Source organism: Chitinophaga pinensis DSM 2588, assembly GCF_000024005.1.
In the GTDB taxonomy this organism is placed as follows: Bacteria; Bacteroidota; Bacteroidia; order Chitinophagales; family Chitinophagaceae; genus Chitinophaga; species Chitinophaga pinensis.
Window position 1 is genome coordinate 6,506,795 of record NC_013132.1, and the last position, 21,618, is coordinate 6,528,412.

1 protein-coding gene is annotated in these 21,618 nt (G+C 44.8%); it reads right to left on the minus strand.

Annotation, left to right across the window (positions count from 1 at the left end):
• Positions 1 to 45: 45 nt before the first annotated feature.
• On the minus strand, positions 46 to 21,552 hold the full coding sequence (locus tag CPIN_RS25720; RefSeq protein WP_012792789.1) for a non-ribosomal peptide synthetase: 21,507 nt from the start codon (positions 21,550 to 21,552) through the stop codon (positions 46 to 48).
• Positions 21,553 to 21,618 lie beyond the last annotated feature (66 nt).

Below are 21,618 nucleotides of genomic sequence, written 5' to 3' on the forward strand. Positions count from 1 at the left end.
TTTCCTTTGAAGTGGTTATTTTAAATTAAAACGAGAATGGGGATACTACTGTAACTCCAGGGTTATATATTTACTTAAATCGCTAATATTCTTGAGTTCGAATAATACATGTATGGGTAACTCCAGGGAATAATCTTTTCTGATAGAAGCAATGACTCTGATCGCCATCAGGGAATGACCACCAAGGTCAAAGAAGTCGTCATAGATACCTACCTGCTCTACTTCCAGTAATTCAGACCAGATGGCTGCCAGGTTGATTTCTATTGCGGTCTCTGGCGCAACATATTTACGGCTTTCTGTTACTTCTGCCGACGCTGACAACAAACGTTCACGATCTACCTTCCCATGTGCCGTCAGAGGGATTTCTGATACTTCATTCAAATGATGTGGTATCATATATTCCGGTAGAAGATCTCTCAGGTACAATAACAACGCTTCCCGGTCAAAAGAACTATTACTCACGATATAAGCACTCAGGTGAGGCTCTCCTGACTGCAGTTTCCGTAACAACACTACACTCTCTGATACACCAGGAGCACCATTCAACACATTTTCTATCTCCCCTAACTCGATACGGTAACCTCGTAGTTTCACCTGTTCATCCTTACGACCTAAAAATTCTATTGTCCCATCGGGTAGCCAACGCGCTACATCACCCGTACGGTATAAAACAGCTTCGCCTGACGCCGGAATACCACCCCGTAAAAAACGAGCCGCCGTTTCCTCGCCCTTGTTCAGATATCCCGCTCCTACCTGAAGCCCGCCTATGTATAACTCTCCGGGGATGCCTATACCACTCAGACAACCGCTACCATCAAGGATATACAGCGACACATTATCTATTGGACGACCTATCGATATGCCATGACTACCTTCCTGATATTCAGCACCCATATGACACCTATACACACTCACCCCTACCGTCGTTTCCGTTGGGCCATATTCATTGATCAATTCTACCCGACTATCAGATGCCAACCCTGACAAATGATGACGATGTAATTCCTCTCCTCCTATGATCAAACGACCTGTCACATCTCCAGGCAACAGATCTGAGCCCAGGGAATGACCCAAAAGACTCAGGTGAGATGGTGTTAGTTTGATAAAATCATATGGCGCATAACGACGCAGATAAACGTCCTCAAATACTTCATGACCACTTCCGCGGCTTAGTACTACAAGACGTCCGCTTAGCAGCGGTACAAACAAACCTGTCACAGATGCATCAAAGCTAAACGACAGGTGCACATAGCTGCCAGAACCTACACCTCCGGTTCCCACATACTCACGTATGCCGTATCGGATATAATTCAGCAGATTGCCATGGCTGATCTGAACGCCTTTGGGCACGCCGGTTGAGCCTGATGTATATATTACATACGCGATCGATTCATCGGAAGGAACTACAGACCGCCGCTCAGATGATGATATTGCTTCTCCGGCTATTATCCATTCCAGTGATACAAGCGAGGATACCTCGGCTCCGGACAATACACCCGATGATAAGGAGCCGTCACTCAATACAACACGGCTACCCGTATCTGATAACATATACATGATCCGCTGTGCAGGATAGCTGCTGTCTACAGGAACATAGGCACAACCCGCCTTCAACACTCCCAGCATACCTATTACCATCTCCATAGATCGGTCCCCAACAACGGGAACCAGTTCTCCGGCAATAACTCCCGCTTTATGCAGATAAGCCATTACTTTATCTGACTGCGCATCCAGTTCTCCATAACTCAGTTCTCTTTCCCCGCAAACAAGCGCCACTGAATCACTTTGCGCCTCCACCTGCCGCATGAACAGTGACAACAGATGTTCTTCTCCTGAAGACTCCACCGCTGCTCCATGGCTGTAAGAAAGCACCCTGGTCTGTTCTTCTGTTTTCAGAAGATTTAACTTGTTTATCGACAAGCTCAAATCTGAGGATACGGAAGACAATAATTCTTCATAATGCCCTACAAAACGCTCCATTGTTCCCTCCTCATAAAGGTCACTGCTGTAAGTCACATTCAGATAGATCCCTTCAACACCACGGGTTACATTCAGGATAATATCAAACTGCGAGGTAATATTCCCTGATGGAATACTGCTCAACGATACCGCTCCCAGGTCAAGCGGACCTGATGCCGGAAGATCCTGTAGCGTGAATAATACCTGGAAAAGAGGATTACGATACTGATCCCTTACCACTCCGACAGCTTCTACCACCTTCTCAAACGGAACATCCTGATGTTCATAGGCGGATAGTATCTGCTCTTTCTCTTCCCTTAAAAAACTACGGAACGATAATTCTCCCGATATACGGCTACGTAATGCCAACGTATTGATAAATGAACCTATCAGATTCTCTGTTTCCTCCTGATAACGACCAGCTACCGGGGTCCCTATACAGATATCTTCCTGACCACTGTAACGATGTAACAAGGCTTTAAAAACGCTTTCCAACAACATAAACAATGTCACACCTTCCTCTATACACAAGGCTTCCAATCTTGAGGTAAGCTCCTGATTGATTATGCCCGAGACCTGTCCGCCACGGATACCAGGTACTGACGAACGCGGATGGTCTGTCGGAAGATCCAGCACAGACAAGCCACTCAGCTGCGTTGACCAGTATGATAAACGGGAGGATAATATTGATCCTGACAGATACTGACGCTGCCAGATCGCATAATCACCATACTGTAACGACAAAGGAAGCAAGACGTCTGAGCCGCCATGGCTATAACTACGGTACAATGAGACCAGTTCCCTCACCAACACAGATATCGACCATCCATCAAACGCTATATGATGAAGAACCACTATCAGTAAATGACTTTCAGCACTTTCTTCCAACACGCTTACACGTAACATATAGTCCAGGGACAGATCAAATCGGGCTGATGCACGGGATGAGATAACTTCTTCTACTGCCATACCATCCGCTGCCCGCAGATATTCCAGCGACCAAGATTCTGCAGGTAACAGTTCCTGATAACCAACACCATCTTCCTCCCGGATAACGCTACGTAAAACCTCATGACGGGATACAATGCTGCGGAAAGAAGAAGCCAGTGCCGCCACGTCCAGTGATCCTTCCAGGCGGAATACCCATGGCATATGATACTGCTCACTACCCTGTAACCGATCGATAAACCATAAACGCTCCTGGGAATAAGACAATGGTATCCGCGATGGGCGAGGCAGACTGCCAATCGGAACAATATCTCCAGCATGGTCGCGCTCCGAATCAACCAGCCTAACCAGTTCGGCAATAGTGGGATGCATAAAAACATCCCTGATACCGATCTGCTTTCCAAAGTGTTTACTGATCAACAAGGCAATGCGCATAGCCAGAAAGGAGTAGCCACCGAGCTCGAAAAAATTGCTATGAATGCTTATCTTATCTACGCCCAATGCAGCCTCCCAGATCTGAAGCATTTCATACTCGGCCTGGCTACGGGGTGAGACGTACAGTATATCCATTGTATCTGAAAAATCAGGTGCAGGCAATTCCTTCTTATTGACTTTGCCATTATTAGTTAATGGCATGGCATCAATCTTAATCAACATAAATGGCACCATATAATCAGGCAACTGGGATCTTAAATGCTGCATTACGTTGATCCTTTCATAAGATTGATTCGCCACGACATATCCAATTATCCTTTTGCTACCTGCTTTATCCTCCCTAACAAGAACAGTACTTTGTTGTACTCCTGGAGCACTCAGCAATACACTTTCTATTTCACCTAATTCAACACGGAACCCTCTTATCTTAATCTGGTCATCCCCTCTTCCGAGAAATTCAATATTACCGTCAGGAAGCCACCGGCATATATCGCCGGTTTTATACATGTTATTATCCGACGACTGATAGAAAGGATCAGGTATAAATCGCTCAGCACTAAGTGCTGGCTTATTCAGATAACCCCTTGCTACCTGTATACCTCCAAGGTATAATTCACCTATCATTCCGATACCGCATAATTGTTTGTTCCTATTTAGAATATATGCCCGGGTGTTGCCTATTGGTTTACCTATAGGAGGTAGCGGCCTGTCCATGTAATCTGTATCTATAACTTCATACGCAGTCACTACGTGAGTTTCCGACGGCCCGTAATAGTTTAAAAGCTTCATTCCTGTATATAGAGACAACAGACGAATATCTTCCGTTAACTTAAGCTGTTCACCTGCTGTAAATATTTCCTCCAGGCTGACAGGATAATCCTTCTGGACCACGGCAGCTTCTGAAAGGCTTTTTAATACGACATAAGGAATAAATAAATGAGTAATTTTTTCTTCATTGATAACCTTTAGCAATTCCCTCATATCCTTACGTCGCTCTTCTTCTATAAGGAATATTGTTCCTCCGAAACAAATGCTCATGAAAATTTCCTGGAAGCTGGCATCAAAACAAATACTTGCAAACTGTAGTATCCTTCGGTCACATTTATTCTTCAGTTGTGTCTGCTGCCAAAGCAAAAGATTAAACAATGCTTTATCAGGCATTTCAATACCCTTGGGCTTCCCTGTAGATCCTGAGGTATAAATAATATATGTTAGACGGTCCTGCCCTGAAAGGCGTTCAATTTTATCAACACGCTCTTTATCGGCTTCTGTAATCTCCTCATCTATAAAAATGACATTGCCTACATAAGATCCCAGCATATCCTTCAGGGATGTGTTGCTGATAAGCATTCTTGCATCAATATCCTGTAGCATATAGGTGATCCTTTCCTTTGGATAAGCGGGATCTATTGGCACATAAGGGCAGCCTGACTTCATGATCGCCAATACTGAAACGATCATATCCACTGATCTGTCTATACAGATCGCAATCCTATCTGTTTCCTTTACACCTCTTTTCCGAAGGTATACAGACAAACGTGTGGCTTTTTCATTCAGCACCTCATAAGTTAGTTGGGTGGTGCCGAAACTTATCGCAACCTTATGTGGCGAAACCAATACCTGTTCTTCAAAAAGATCAATCACTGTTTTATCCTGAGGAAGATCCACGCAGGTGTCATTGAATGTATGCAAAACAAGCGTGTGCTCATCATCACTTAAAATCGGCAACTCTCCTATTTTCCGCATACGGTTTATTGCTATCCCTTCCAGTATTTTCCTAAACTGGACACCCATTCTTTCTATGCTCTTTTCTTCAAACAGGTCTATGCAATATTCTATCGCGATATCGATCCCATTAGCTGACGGAATCGCCGTAAAGGTCATATCAAACTTAGTTGTTGCATTTTCAAGATAATATGGCGTCACCTGCAACGCATCCAGCTGCAATTCCTGGACAGCAGGTACGTTCTGCAACACGAACAAAATCTGAAACAATGGATGCCGGCTGAAATCCCTTGGCACGGCCAGGGTTTCTATGACCCGCTCCAAAGGAGCATCCTGATGACTATATGCTTCAAGCGTTGTATACCTGATTTGTTGAATAAATTCCTTTATCGACTTTTCTTCATTAACATTACTACGAAGTACAACTGTATTAACAAATAAGCCGACCAGTCCTTCCAGTTCTGCATATTTCCTTCCCGCTACCGGTGTTCCCACACAGATATCAGATTGATTACTATATCTGGCCAATAAAATATTGAAAGCAGATAACAATAACATAAAAATAGTCACTCCTTCCTCATTAGCGACGACATATAGATGATCTGCCAGCTTTTTATCAATATTCAGATAGCAGGTCTTACCTTTCTTGCTCTGAACAGCTGGTCTGCTGTAATCAAGTGGTAATTCAAGTGGTGGTACATCTTTCAGTTGTTTTTCCCAATATGCAAGGTCACCAGACAATACTTCTGCTCCCAGATTATTCCGTTGCCATACTGCGTAATCCTTGTATTGCACAGGTAAAACCGGTAGAACAGCCTGTTGTTGACGCGCCCCCGCCTGATAGAGCTTTGAAAACTCATCCGCTAAAACCGACATTGACCATCCATCTGATGCTATATGATGAATAACCACAGCCAGGACATAAACCCCGCCATTTTTATTCACCAATGCAGCTCTTAGTAAATAATCTTTTGACAGGTCAAACGGCTGAGATACGAACGCCTGAATAAATTCGCCAATACGGACTTCCTCTTCTATTACTGTATAGCGCAACTGCCATTCATCAACAGGTTTTATAAGCTGATATAGCTCACCATCCTCATTGACATTTATCACCGACCGTAATGCTTCATGACGTTGCAATATTGTCTGCAATGCACTATGTATGGCCCCTTGATTTACCGTCCCTTCCAATTTCAACAATAAAGGCACATGATAATGCGTGCTTCCCTCAAGTTGATGAATTAGCCATAAACGCTCTTGTGCAAAGGACAACGGAATAAACGTAACCTCAGGTTGAGGGATAATTTCAGACAAAACAGATTGAGATGAACGAACTGCAATTTGCCCGGTTAGCCCTGCAATAGTCGGAGTATCAAACAAATCCTTTATACTCAGTTCTATTCCTAATTCTTTTCTCACTGCTGCAATGACTCTGATCGCCATCAGAGAATGACCACCAAGGTCAAAGAAGTCGTCATAGATACCTACCTGCTCTACTTCCAGTAATTCAGACCAGATGGCTGCCAGGTTGATTTCTATTGCGGTCTCTGGCGCAACATAGCTACGGCTTTCTGTTATTTCTGCTGATGCTGACAACAAACGTTCACGATCTACCTTCCCATGTGCCGTCAGAGGGATTTCTGATACTTCATTCAAATGATGTGGTATCATATATTCCGGTAGAAGATCTCTCAGGTACAATAACAACGCTTCCCGGTCAAAAGAACTATTACTCACGATATAAGCACTCAGTTGAGGCTCTCCTGACTGCAGCTTCCGTAACAACACTACACTCTCTGATACACCAGGGGCACTATTCAACACATTTTCTATCTCCCCTAACTCGATACGGTAACCTCGTAGTTTCACCTGTTCATCCTTACGACCCAAAAATTCTATTGTCCCATCGGGTAGCCAACGCGCTACATCACCCGTACGGTATAAAACAGCTTCGCCTGACGCCGGAATACCACCCCGTAAAAAACGAGCCGCCGTTTCCTCGCCCTTGTTCAGATATCCCGCTCCTACCTGAAGCCCGCCTATGTATAACTCTCCGGGGATGCCTATACCACTCAGACAACCGCTACCATCCAGGATATACAGCGACACATTATCTATTGGACGACCTATCGATATGCCATGACTACCTTCCTGATATTCAGCACCCATATGACACCTATACACACTCACCCCTACCGTCGTTTCCGTTGGGCCATATTCATTGATCAATTCTACCCGACTATCAGATGCCAACCCTGACAAATGATGACGATGCAATTCCTCTCCTCCTATGATCAAACGACCTGTCACATCTCCAGGCAACAGATCTGAGCCCAGGGAATGACCCAAAAGACTCAGGTGAGATGGTGTTAGTTTGATAAAATCATATGGCGCATAACGACGCAGATAAACGTCCTCAAATACCTCATGACTACCGCGGCTTAGTACGACAAGACGTCCGCTTAGCAGCGGTACAAACAAACCTGTCACAGATGCATCAAAGCTAAACGACAGGTGCACATAGCTGCCAGAACCTACACCTCCGGTTCCCACATACTCACGCATGCCGTATCGGATATAATTCAGCAGATTGCCATGGCTGATCTGAACGCCTTTCGGCACACCGGTTGAGCCTGATGTATATATTACATACGCGATCGATTCATCGGAAGGAACTACAGACCGCCGCTCAGATAATGATATTGCTTCTCCGGCTATTATCCATTCCAGTGATACAAGCGAGGAGCCATCAGCTCCGGACAATACCCCCGATGATAAGGAGCCGTCACTCAATACAACACGGCTACCCGTATCTGATAACATATACATGATCCGCTGTGCAGGATAGCTGCTGTCTACAGGAACATAGGCACAACCCGCCTTCAACACTCCCAGCATACCTATTACCATCTCCAAAGATCGGTCTCCAACAACGGGAACCAGTTCTCCGGCAATAACTCCCGCTTTATGCAGATAAGCCATTACTTTATCTGACTGCGCATCCAGTTCTCCATAACTCAGTTCTCTTTCCCCGCAAACAAGCGCCACTGAATCACTTTGCGCCTGCACCTGCCGCATGAACAGCGACAACAGATGTTCTTCTCCTGAAGACTCCACCGCTGCTCCATGGCTGTAAGAAAGCACCCTGGTCTGTTCTTCTGTTTTCAGAAGATTTAACTTGTTTATCGACAAGCTCAAATCTGAGGATACGGAAGACAATAATTCTTCATAATGCCCTACAAAACGCTCCATTGTTCCCTCCTCATAAAGGTCACTGCTGTAAGTCACATTCAGATAGATCCCTTCAACACCACGGGTTACATTCAGGATAATATCAAACTGCGAGGTAATATTCCCTGATGGAATACTGCTCAACGATACCGCTCCCAGGTCAAGCGGACCTGATGCCGGAAGATCCTGTAGCGTGAATAATACCTGGAAAAGAGGATTACGATACTGATCCCTTACCACTCCGACAGCTTCTACCACCTTCTCAAACGGAACATCCTGATGTTCATAGGCGGATAGTATCTGCTCTTTCTCTTCCCTTAAAAAACTACGGAACGATAATTCTCCCGATATACGGCTACGTAATGCCAACGTATTGATAAATGAACCTATCAGATTCTCTGTTTCCTCCTGATAACGACCAGCTACTGGGGTTCCTATACAGATATCTTCCTGACCACTGTAACGATGTAACAAGGCTTTAAAAACGCTTTCCAACAACATAAACAATGTCACACCTTCCTCTATACACAAGGCTTCCAATCTTGAGGTAAGCTCCTGATTGATTATGCCCGAGACCTGTCCGCCACGGATACCAGGTACTGACGAACGCGGATGGTCTGTCGGAAGATCCAGCACAGACAAGCCACTCAGCTGCGTTGACCAGTATGATAAACGGGAGGATAATATTGATCCTGACAGATACTGACGCTGCCAGATCGCATAATCACTATACTGTAACGACAAAGGAAGCAAGACGTCTGAGCCACCATGGCTATAACTACGGTACAATGAGACCAGTTCCCTCACCAACACAGATATCGACCATCCATCAAACGCTATATGATGAAGAACCACTATCAGTAAATGACTTTCAGCACTTTCTTCCAACACGCTTACACGTAACATATAGTCCAGGGACAGATCAAATCGGGCTGATACACGGGATGAGATAACTTCTTCTACTGCCATACCATCCGCCGCCCGCAGATATTCCAGCGACCAGGATTCTGCGGGTAACAGTTCCTGATAACCGACACCATCTTCTTCCCGGATAACACTACGTAAAACCTCATGACGGGATACAATGCTGCGGAAAGAAGAAGCCAGTGCCGCCACGTCCAGTGAGCCTTCCAGGCGGAATACCCATGGCATATGATACTGCTCACTGCCCTGCAACCGATCGATGAACCATAAACGCTCCTGGGAATAAGACAATGGCACTCGTGATGGACGAACCTGCGCACGTAATAAAGGTGTACCCGATCTTACTACGTCTGACGATAATTTGCTACACAATCCACTTATCGTCGGACTGTCAAAAATATCCCTGATCTGCAATTCATATCCAAGTTCCTCACGAATCCTGGATCGCAGGCGAATCGCCAGTAAAGAGTGTCCGCCTGATTCAAAAAAATTATCATCAATACCTATCTGCGATGCTCCCAGTATCGACGACCAGATCTCGCAAAGCTTTATCTCTATCGCATTACGTGGGGCCGCGTACGACTGCCTCGCCACCTCAACTTCAGCAGCTGATAAACGCTTACGATCTATCTTCCCGCTTACCGTTACAGGTAAAGAGTCCAGCACCTGCAAATGCGCTGGGATCATATAGGAGGGTAAATACCGATCCAGTTCTTTATACACATCGTCCTGAACATAATCATCTTTATCTATTACTACATATCCCACCAGATGACGATCGCCTGTACTATCCGTATGTATGACCACGGCCCCCTCTTTTACTCCTCTGCATGATAACAGTACGGTTTCTATCTCTCCCAGCTCTATACGATAACCTCGAAGTTTTACCTGATCATCGCGACGACCAAGAAATTCAATATTCCCGTCAGGCAGCATACGTGCAAGATCGCCCGTTCGGTATAAACGACCGCCCAACACGTCCTCCTTCACTATAAAACTAACAGCACTTAATTCCGCTTTATTCAGGTAACCGGCAGCAAGACCGTCACCTCCTATATACAACTCGCCTGGTACACCAATCGGCTGAAGAGCCATTTGATCATTGTAGATGTACAACTGAATATTGGATATCGGACGTCCGATCGGTACCACATCCTCAACACCAGTCGTCTCATAATAGCTCACATCCACCGATGCTTCTGTCGGGCCGTATAGGTTATGTAAACGACAGGATAGCTTGCTATAATGGGACTGCACATGCATCACTGACAAAGCCTCCCCACTACAGAACACATGCTTCAGTGAACCCAGTAAGGAAATATCTGAGCCATTCAGACTCTGTAAGTAGGCATGATAAGCACCTGGAACAAAATGGATAAAGCTCACTCCATGGCGGCTGATCTCACCCGTCAGCAATTGCGGATCGTATATCACATCACGACTGCACAATACAAGACGACCTCCATAACACAAAGTCATAAAGATCTCCCATACAGATACATCAAATATATAGGGCGTCTTCTGAAGAACCACCTCTGAACGGGTAAATCCATAATGACGCTGCATCCAGTCGATACGGTTCACTACTCCGCGATGAGGCACACACACTCCTTTCGGTTGACCCGTGGAACCGGATGTATAAATCACATATGCCAGACCTGCGGACGTCTGTGATGATTCCGGAACATTTTCCGGCTCCGTCAACAGTTCCTTCCCCATTGCATCTATAATATGAATATTAAGGCCCGATAATATTGAGCCAAGGTTCACTGCTTCCAAACCTCCACTTACCACTACCTGCGCTCCCGTATCTTTTAATATATAAATAATCCGTTCTTCAGGATAGCTCATGTCTATCGGCACATATGCGCCTCCTGCTTTCAGGATACCAAGTATGCCCACGATCATCGAAAATGAACGGTCTGTGTATATCGGCACAAGCGTTCCTGACTCCACACCCTGACTACGCAGGTAATGTGCAAGCTGATTGCTCCTTACTTCCAAAGCCCCATAACTCAGCGTATTTTCGCCCATCACAAGCGCTATATCTTCCAAATGAACTGATGCATGTATTGAAAAAAGAGAAGATAATGTTTCAGAAGATGGATAGCTGATAGATGTCTCATTAAATCCAATCGACAACGCCGCCTTTTCGCCCTCACTCAGCATATTCAAAGAGCCGATCCCTGTGGTCTGATCCAATAATACCGATTCCAGTAACTGAACATAGTGACATAATAAACGTTCAATCGTTTCTCCACGATACAGATCACTGCAATAAACGGCACTCAGCTGCAAACCATCTTCTTCATTGATATATAAGGTCAGATCAAACTGTGATGTCAAATGAGATGTAGAGACTAGTTTCAATGTTGTCTCACCTAGACTTAAAGCTGCAGGTCCTGGCGTATTCTGTAAGGATAACATTACCTGGAATAACGGCGTACGGCTGAGGTCCCGCGATATGTCAAGATGCTCGACCACCTTCTCAAAAGGTACGTCCTGATGGGCATACGCCCCTAATGTTACCTCTTTCTCCCGGTGAAGAAAAGTTTTAAATGAAGGATTCCCACTGAGATCACTCCGTAATGCCAGCGTGTTCACAAAAAAACCTATCAGATCTTCCGTCTCCTGGTGATGACGACCTGCTACCGGGGTACCCAGGCAGATATCAGTCTGGCCACTGTAACGATATAACAATACCTTAAATACTGACTCCAGCAACATAAACATCGTCACCCCTTCCCGCACACAAAATGCCTCCAGATCTGAGGCAAAACCTTTATTTATATGCTTGTTTACAGCTCCGCCACGGATACTTTGATGCGAAGGACGGCTATAGTCTGTCGGAAGCTCCAATACAGTTACGCCGGATAATTGTTCCGACCAATACTTTAAACGGCTTTCCAATGCCTCACCTGACAAATAATTTCGCTGCCAGATTGCATAGTCGGCATACTGTAGAACCGCTGGTGCAGAAGAAACCGCCCTGCCCGCACAAATATTCTCATATAAGGCGGACAGTTCTTTTACCAGTAAACCTATTGACCATCCATCAAAAGCGATATGATGTAATACAACAATCAACACATGGGAAGAAACATCTTCCCGCACTAGGTTGACACGAAGCATGTAATCAGCGGACAAGTCAAAAGGCTGATGAACACATGAAGATATAAATGATGACAGACCATCTTCTACGCCTGCTATTGCTGCATAGTCCTGATAGATTACATCCCAGTCAGATGCAGAACGTATCTGCTGGTAACCGGTCCCGTCTTTCTCTGTGATAACAGTACGTAATATTTCATGACGCGCCACGATCGTTTGGAACGCAAGCCGTAACGATGCGATATCAACAGCACCTTCCAGACGGAATACCCAGGGCATATGATATTGTCCGCTCCCCTGCAAACGGTCTATAAACCACAAGCGTTCCTGAGCAAAAGACAAAGGAATAGCTTCACTACGTGACGCAGCAGCTATTGAAGGAAGAGAGGGTACAGCGGACAACACCGGCAGGCGTTCTGCCAGATCAGAAATTGTTGGATGATCGAAGATCTCACGGATACCTAACTCAAAACCAAACTCCTTACGGATCAATGAAACAACCTGAATAGCCAGCAAAGAATGGCCCCCAAGCTCAAAAAAATCATCCTGTATGCTTACCTGTTCAACTTCCAGCAATCGCTGCCAGATATCAGCCAGCTTTAATTCCGCAGCATTGCGGGGCGCCACGTAATTTCCGGAGCTTGCATCTCTGACATCCAGTGATGCAAGTTTTTTCCGGTCTGCTTTACCATTAGGTGTAAATGGTACAGCACCTATTTCTATAAGTAAAGCCGGCACCATAAAATCTGGTAACCGTTCTTTGAGATATGCCATCGCCGCTGTTTTATCCAGTTCAGCCGTAGCTACCACATAGGCGATTAATTGCTTGTTCCCTTTCTGGTCTTCATGTACAACAACGATACATTGCTCTATCTCTGGCCTTTGTAAAAGGACCGTTTCTATCTCGCCCAACTCAACACGGTATCCCCTGATCTTTATCTGCTCATCCAGTCTACCAATAAACTCGATATTCCCATCCGGCAACCAACGGGCAAGATCACCCGTACGATATAAATAAGCATTAGCATCTGTACTGAAAAGATCCGGAATGAACCGGGTAGCTGTCAGTTCTGGTTGGTTTAAATACCCCCGGGCTACCTGCCTTCCTCCCAGATATAGTTCACCGACCACACCAACAGGCACTAGCTGATTATTTCTGTCGAGTATATGTGCCTGCACGTTTTCCAGCGGCTTTCCTATTACAATACAACCACTACCATGAAGAGGTTCCGTAGACAACACAGAAGATACCGTATTCTCAGTTGGCCCATAGGCGTTTATCAAACGTATTCCCGTATTACGTATTTCTGCTACCAGTGAAGCATTCAGACTTTCTCCCGCCGATATAATCGTATCAACGTCTATTGCCGCATCTTTAATAAGAGGCAGATAACTTGGTGGGATAGTTACAAGATTTACATGATATTGATTCAATACAGCACAGAACTTTTCTGTATCGAGGATCACATCCTCTTTTGCAAGGACCAGGCGGCCTCCAGCAGTTAATGTACAGAATATTTCATGGCTCGACGCATCATAGCCAAATGAGGCAAATTGAAAGACAGTTATACCTGGATATAGCCCCAATGGTTTTACCTGATTATTTACAAGATTAACTACGCCCTTGTGCTCTATCATCACACCCTTAGGCACACCAGTTGATCCTGAAGTAAAAATAACGTACGCCAAATTCTCAGGACATAGAGATGTAATCACTTTTTCCGAAGACATCGCTGCAATGTCATCCCTGTTTCCATCCAATAAAATAATATCGGCAATTCCTTCTCCTACATTAAATAATTTTTGGGTTGAGGTTTCTGCTACAGCAATAGGTGTATTAATATGCTTGAGCATGGAAGCGATCCTTTGAGAAGGGTATGTAGCATCAATCGGCACATAAGCGCCTCCAGCTTTCAATATTCCTATTATGCCAACAATCATTTCAAAAGAACGGCTTACGCATATCGGCACCAGCGTATCTTCTCTAACTCCTTTAGATCTCAGGTAGTGTCCCAACCGGTTAGATTGTTCATTTAACTCGCGGTAAGTCATTTGTTGTCCATCAAACAACAGAGCCACTTCATCAGGGATAATGGATACCTGCGCTTCAAAAAGATCAATAATAGTTTTATTTGTATCTTTTAGCTCAACAGGGAAATTAAACGCCTCCAATAACTGACATCGTTCTTGCACTGACAGCAAATTCAATCTATCAACAGGCGTGTGTACATCAGCCAAAATAGCATAAAGCAACTGTTCAAAATGCAATAACCATCTTTCAATGGTTGCTTCATTATATAGGTCAAGACGGTAAATCAAATTAATGAACAAGCCAGATTCAGACTCCCATACATCAAATTCAACATCTAACTGTGTAGTAACCTCCTGAGGTATTTGCGCTGTCACCTCAACTCCTTTCAGATCCAGCGACAGCGGACCTACGACATTTTGTAACGCCAGCTTTACCTGAAACAGCGCATTACGACTAAAATCACGAGGAATCTCCAATATCTCTACTACTTTTTCAAATGGGGCATCCTGATGTTGATAGGCAGCAAGAATTGTCTCTTTTTCTTTCGATAAAAAATCATGGAAGGAGTCTTGTCCTTCAAAACGGCTACGTAATACAATTGTATTGATAAAGAAACCTATCAGCTCGTCTGTTTCCTCCTGATAACGACCAGCTACCGGAGAGCCGATACAAATATCTTCCTGACCACTGTACCGAAATAACAACACCTTAAGCACACTTTCCAATAATATAAATAACGTTACACCCTCCTGCACGCATAACAATTGTAGACGATCCAGTAGTGATTTATTAATTGTGGCTGATTTTCTGCCAGCTCTCATATCAGGTATTGCAGGACGCTTATGGTCTGTCGGAAGATCCAGCACAGACAAGCCACTCAGCTGCGTTGACCAGTATGATAAACGGGAGGATAATATTGATCCTGACAGATACTGACGCTGCCAGATCGCATAATCACTATACTGTAACGACAAAGGAAGCAAGACGTCTGAGCCACCATGGCTATAACTACGGTACAATGAGGCCAGTTCCCTCACCAACACAGATATCGACCATCCATCAAACGCTATATGATGAAGAACCACTATCAGTAAATGACTTTCAGCACTTTCTTCCAACACGCTTACACGTAACATATAGTCCAGGGACAGATCAAATCGGGCTGATACACGGGATGAGATAACTTCTTCTACTGCCATACCATCCGCCGCCCGCAGATATTCCAGCGACCAGGATTCTGCGGGTAACAGTTCCTGATAACCGACACCATCTTCTTCCCGGATAACACTACGTAAAACCTCATGACGGGATACAATGCTGCGGAAAGAAGAAGCCAGTGCCGCCACGTCCAGTGAGCCTTCCAGGCGGAATACCCATGGCATATGATACTGCTCACTGCCCTGCAACCGATCGATGAACCATAAACGCTCCTGGGAATAAGACAATGGCACTCGTGATGGACGAACCTGCGCACGTAATAAAGGTGCACCCGATCTTACTACGTCTGACGATAATTTGCTACACAATCCACTTATCGTCGGACTGTCAAAAATATCCCTGATCTGCAATTCATATCCAAGTTCCTCACGAATCCTGGATCGCAGGCGAATCGCCAGTAAAGAGTGTCCGCCTGATTCAAAAAAATTATCATCAATACCTATCTGCGATGCTCCCAGTATCGACGACCAGATCTCGCAAAGCTTTATCTCTATCGCATTACGTGGGGCCGCGTACGACTGCCTCGCCACCTCAACTTCAGCAGCTGATAAACGCTTACGATCTATCTTCCCGCTTACCGTTACAGGTAAAGAGTCCAGCACCTGCAAATGCGCTGGGATCATATAGGAGGGTAAATACCGATCCAGTTCTTTATACACATCGTCCTGAACATAATCATCTTTATCTATTACTACATATCCCACCAGATGACGATCGCCTGTACTATCCGTATGTATAACCACAGCCCCCTCTTTTACTCCTCTGCATGATAACAGTACGGTTTCTATCTCTCCCAGCTCTATACGATAACCTCGAAGTTTTACCTGATCATCCCGACGACCAAGAAATTCAATATTCCCGTCAGGCAGCATACGTGCAAGATCACCCGTTCGGTATAAACGACCGCCCAACACGTCCTCCTTCACTATAAAACTAACAGCACTTAATTCCGCTTTATTCAGGTAACCGGCAGCAAGACCGTCACCTCCTATATACAACTCGCCTGGTACACCAATCGGCTGAAGAGCCATTTGATCATTGTAGATGTACAACTGAATATTGGATATCGGACGTCCGATCGGTACCACATCCTCAACACCAGTCGTCTCATAATAGCTCACATCCACCGATGCTTCTGTCGGGCCGTATAGGTTATGTAAACGACAGGATAGCTTGCTATAATGGGACTGCACATGCATCACTGACAAAGCCTCCCCACTACAGAACACATGCTTCAGTGAACCCAGTAAGGAAATATCTGAGCCATTCAGACTCTGTAAGTAGGCATGATAAGCACCTGGAACAAAATGGATAAAGCTCACTCCATGGCGGCTGATCTCACCCGTCAGCAATTGCGGATCGTATATCACATCACGACTGCACAATACAAGACGACCTCCATAACACAAAGTCATAAAGATCTCCCATACAGATACATCAAATATATAGGGCGTCTTCTGAAGAACCACCTCTGAACGGGTAAATCCATAATGACGCTGCATCCAGTCGATACGGTTCACTACTCCGCGATGAGGCACACACACTCCTTTCGGTTGACCCGTGGAACCGGATGTATAAATCACATATGCCAGACCTGCGGACGTCTGTGATGATTCCGGAACATTTTCCGGCTCCGTCAACAGTTCCTTCCCCATTGCATCTATAATATGAATATTAAGGCCCGATAATATTGAGCCAAGGTTCACTGCTTCCAAACCTCCACTTACCACTACCTGCGCTCCCGTATCTTTTAATATATAAATAATCCGTTCTTCAGGATAGCTCATGTCTATCGGCACATATGCGCCTCCTGCTTTCAGGATACCAAGTATGCCCACGATCATCGAAAATGATCGGTCTGTGTATATCGGCACAAGCGTTCCTGACTCCACACCCTGACTACGCAGGTAATGTGCAAGCTGATTGCTCCTTACTTCCAAAGCCCCATAACTCAGCGTATTTTCGCCCATCACAAGCGCTATATCTTCCAAATGAACTGATGCATGTATTGAAAAAAGAGAAGATAATGTTTCGGAAGATGGATAGCTGATAGATGTCTCATTAAATTCAATCGACAACGCCGCCTTTTCTCCCTCACTCAGCATATTCAAAGAGCCGATCCCTGTGGTCTGATCCAATAATACCGATTCCAGTAACTGAACATAGTGACATAATAAACGTTCAATCGTTTCACCACGATACAGATCACTGCAATAAACGGCACTCAGCTGCAAACCATCTTCTTCATTGACATATAAGGTCAGATCAAACTGTGATGTCAAATGAGATGTAGAGACTGGTTTCAATGTTGTCTCTCCACCTAGACTTAAAGCTGCAGGTCCTGGCGTATTCTGTAAGGATAACATTACCTGGAATAACGGCGTACGGCTGAGGTCCCGCGATATGTCAAGATGCTCGACCACCTTCTCAAAAGGTACGTCCTGGTGGGCATACGCCCCTAATGTCACCTCTTTCTCCCGGTGAAGAAAAGTTTTAAATGACGGATTCCCACTGAGATCACTCCGTAATGCCAGCGTGTTCACAAAAAAACCTATCAGATCTTCCGTCTCCTCGTGATGACGACCTGCTACCGGGGTACCCAGGCAGATATCAGTCTGACCACTGTAACGATATAACAATACCTTAAATACTGATTCCAGCAACATAAACATTGTCACGCCTTCCCGCACACAAAATACCTCCAGATCTGAGGCAAAACCTTTATTTATATGCTTGTTTACAGCTCCGCCACGGATACTTTGATGCGAAGGACGGCTATAGTCTGTCGGAAGCTCCAATACAGTTACGCCGGATAATTGTTCCGACCAATACTTTAAACGGCTTTCCAATGCCTCACCTGACAAATAATTTCGCTGCCAGATTGCATAGTCGGCGTACTGTAGAACCGCTGGTGCAGAAGAAACCGCCCTGCCCGCACAAATATTCTCATATAAGGCGGACAGTTCTTTTACCAGTAAACCTATTGACCATCCATCAAAAGCGATATGATGTAATACAACAATCAACACATGGGAAGAAACATCTTCCCGCACTAGGTTGACACGAAGCATGTAATCAGCGGACAAGTCAAAAGGCTGATGAACACATGAAGATATAAATGATGACAGACCATCTTCTACGCCTGCTATTGCTGCATAGTCCTGATAGATTACATCCCAGTCAGATGCAGAACGTATCTGCTGGTAACCGGTCCCGTCTTTCTCTGTGATAACAGTACGTAATATTTCATGACGCGCCACGATCGTTTGGAACGCAAGCCGTAACGATGCGATATCAACAGCGCCTTCCAGACGGAATACCCAGGGCATATGATATTGTCCGCTCCCCTGCAAACGGTCTATGAACCACAAGCGCTCCTGAGCAAAAGACAAAGGAATAGCTTCACTACGTGACGCAGCAGCTATTGAAGGAAGAGAGGGTACAGCAGATAACACCGGCAGGCGTTCTGCCAGATCAGAAATTGTTGGATGATCGAAGATCTCACGGATACCTAACTCAAAACCAAACTCCTTACGGATCAATGAAACAACCTGAATAGCCAGCAAAGAATGGCCCCCAAGCTCAAAAAAATTGCTATTGATTCCTATACCAGATATCCCTAACAACTCTTCCCAAATATCGACGAGCTTTAGTTCCAGCTCATTACGAGGAGCAATATATTCATCTGTCGATCGCATATTAAGATCCAACAATGAAAGAGATTTACGGTCCACCTTACCATTGGGCGTCAGTGGTAAACTATCGAGATTTACAATTTCTACCGGAACCATATACTCAGGCAGTCTCTCCCGCAGGTAGCTCAATACGCCATCCTTATCAAATACATCTGCCTTAACTACCACATAAGCAACTAATTGCTTCTGACCGTTTATATCTTCGTGGACAACAACAGCTGCTTGTTTCACACCTTCACAGATCAGCATCACGTTCTCTATCTCACCCGGTTCAATACGATAACCACGGACCTTCACCTGTTCATCGGCTCGACCGATGAATTCTATCTCTCCGTCTGAACGCCAGCGACCTATATCTCCTGTCCGGTACCAAACACCTCCATCTGGGAACCTCACGTACTTAACAGATGTCAAGGCAGGATTATTAATATAGCCTAACGATACTCCCGCACCTCCAATGTATAACTCTCCCCGCACGCCAACCGGAACAGCACGACCATGATCATCCAAAATACGGATCTCCGTATTACAAAGCGGGTGACCTATCGGTATATCTACTCCATCTATTTCATCTATCTCATAACAACTTGCATATACTGTCGTCTCGGTTGGACCATACACATGTAGTAACTTACCTTTCCCTAACACAGACAACGCGGACCGCACATGACCCACTGATACCTTTTCTCCCCCAAACAGCATTTTTCGTAATAAAGCCAGACCTGACACATCATAATCTACGAAGGCATTGAACAGCGCCGTCGTCAGAAAACTCACACTCACTCCTTCCTTACGGATCAGGTAAGACAGCGCACCTGCATCGGCAGCAGCTGGTTCCGCTATCAGTAATAAACGGGCGCCATGTAACAAGCTACTATAGATCTCATATGTGGAGCCGTCAAACGCATAGTTAGACCACTGTAAGACACAGTCTTCCCCGTGTATAGCGATCGGACCTTTGTCATATACCAGTTTCAAGATATTACGCTGGCTCACAAGAATTCCTTTCGGATGACCGGATGTACCTGAGGTGTACATCACATAAGCGCCCTCATCTACAGACCGCGATATCGCCGGTCGCTGAACGGGATAGTCCACGCAGTCTGCTACTTTTATCAGCTCCATCCCTGTCAGTCCTGACAAAGACAACAACTCCTCTTCGGTATACACCAGATGTGACAAACCCGCATCCTGACTGATATAATGAAGACGTGAAGGGGGATAATCAATATTCAACGGCACATATACACCACCCGCTTTTAAAATACCAAACATCCCGATGATCATATCAAAACCACGGTAGGATAACAAACCTACCTGTACACCAGGTGTGACGCCAGTTGCAATTAGTTTATGGGCCAGCTGATTACTACGCACTTCCAGTGTTTCATAACTCAATGTCTGCTCACCATATATCAGGGCTATGGACGATGTTTTTATCGATGCCTGTCTATCAAACAGTTCCATTAAGGTCCGGTCTGAGGCGTAGTCAGTCTGAGCTCCTTTACTAAATTCTGTTAACATCTCCCATTCCTGCCGGGAAAGGAGAGATATTGCTGCTATTGGCTTATTTGTGTCTGCAACGCAATCCCCTATAACAGACACCAGGTGCCTGAACATTTGCGCCACTTCACTAGCTGTTTCACTGGCACTGGTGATATCAAACACTAGTTGATCATCGTGTATTGTCAAGCCAATGCTGCGAACAAAACCAGACGTTTTACGATCAGATTTTATATTGAGCTGTCCGCACCAAACAACAGTGTCGGCAATATTCTCCAGTGAGGAAAGGTGGAGTTCCCCATAGACTTCACTTAGAGGAAAACGTTGATTATTAATCAGATCAACCAGCCCCTTCCTGACATCTAACAATACCTCTTTGAATGATTGCTCTTCTTTTATTGAACACAAAAGAGGCAGATGTTCATCATACATTTCTGTGCCATCGATATCCAAAGAGTCTTTTAATACCGGAATTGCAATACACATCTTTTCACTACCAGTATACCTCTTAACCAATATGCAATATGCGGTGATGATATATGCATAGACAGACAACTCATTTTGCCTGCACAATGCATTTAATTTTTCATAAACAACGCCGTCCAGCTTAAAACTAAACAGCTGAGCATTCCCCTTATCATCGGATCCAAAAAGGGGCCTGAGGATGTCAGGAGATGTTTGCTGAAGATATTCTTTCCAAAATTTCTTTCTATTAATGAATGTATTACTTGTAAGCAGAAATTGCTTATCAATGGAAATATTTTTCATAAACATGTTATTAAAAACACTTACTATATTAACATGATAATTATTCGATGATTGCAGGGTTCAAAC

What these genes read in the sequence shown, in the direction of transcription:
- CPIN_RS25720 (WP_012792789.1), bottom strand. Translation starts at nt 21,552, where the DNA reads ATGAAAAATATTTCCATTGATAAGCAATTTCTGCTTACAAGTAATACA.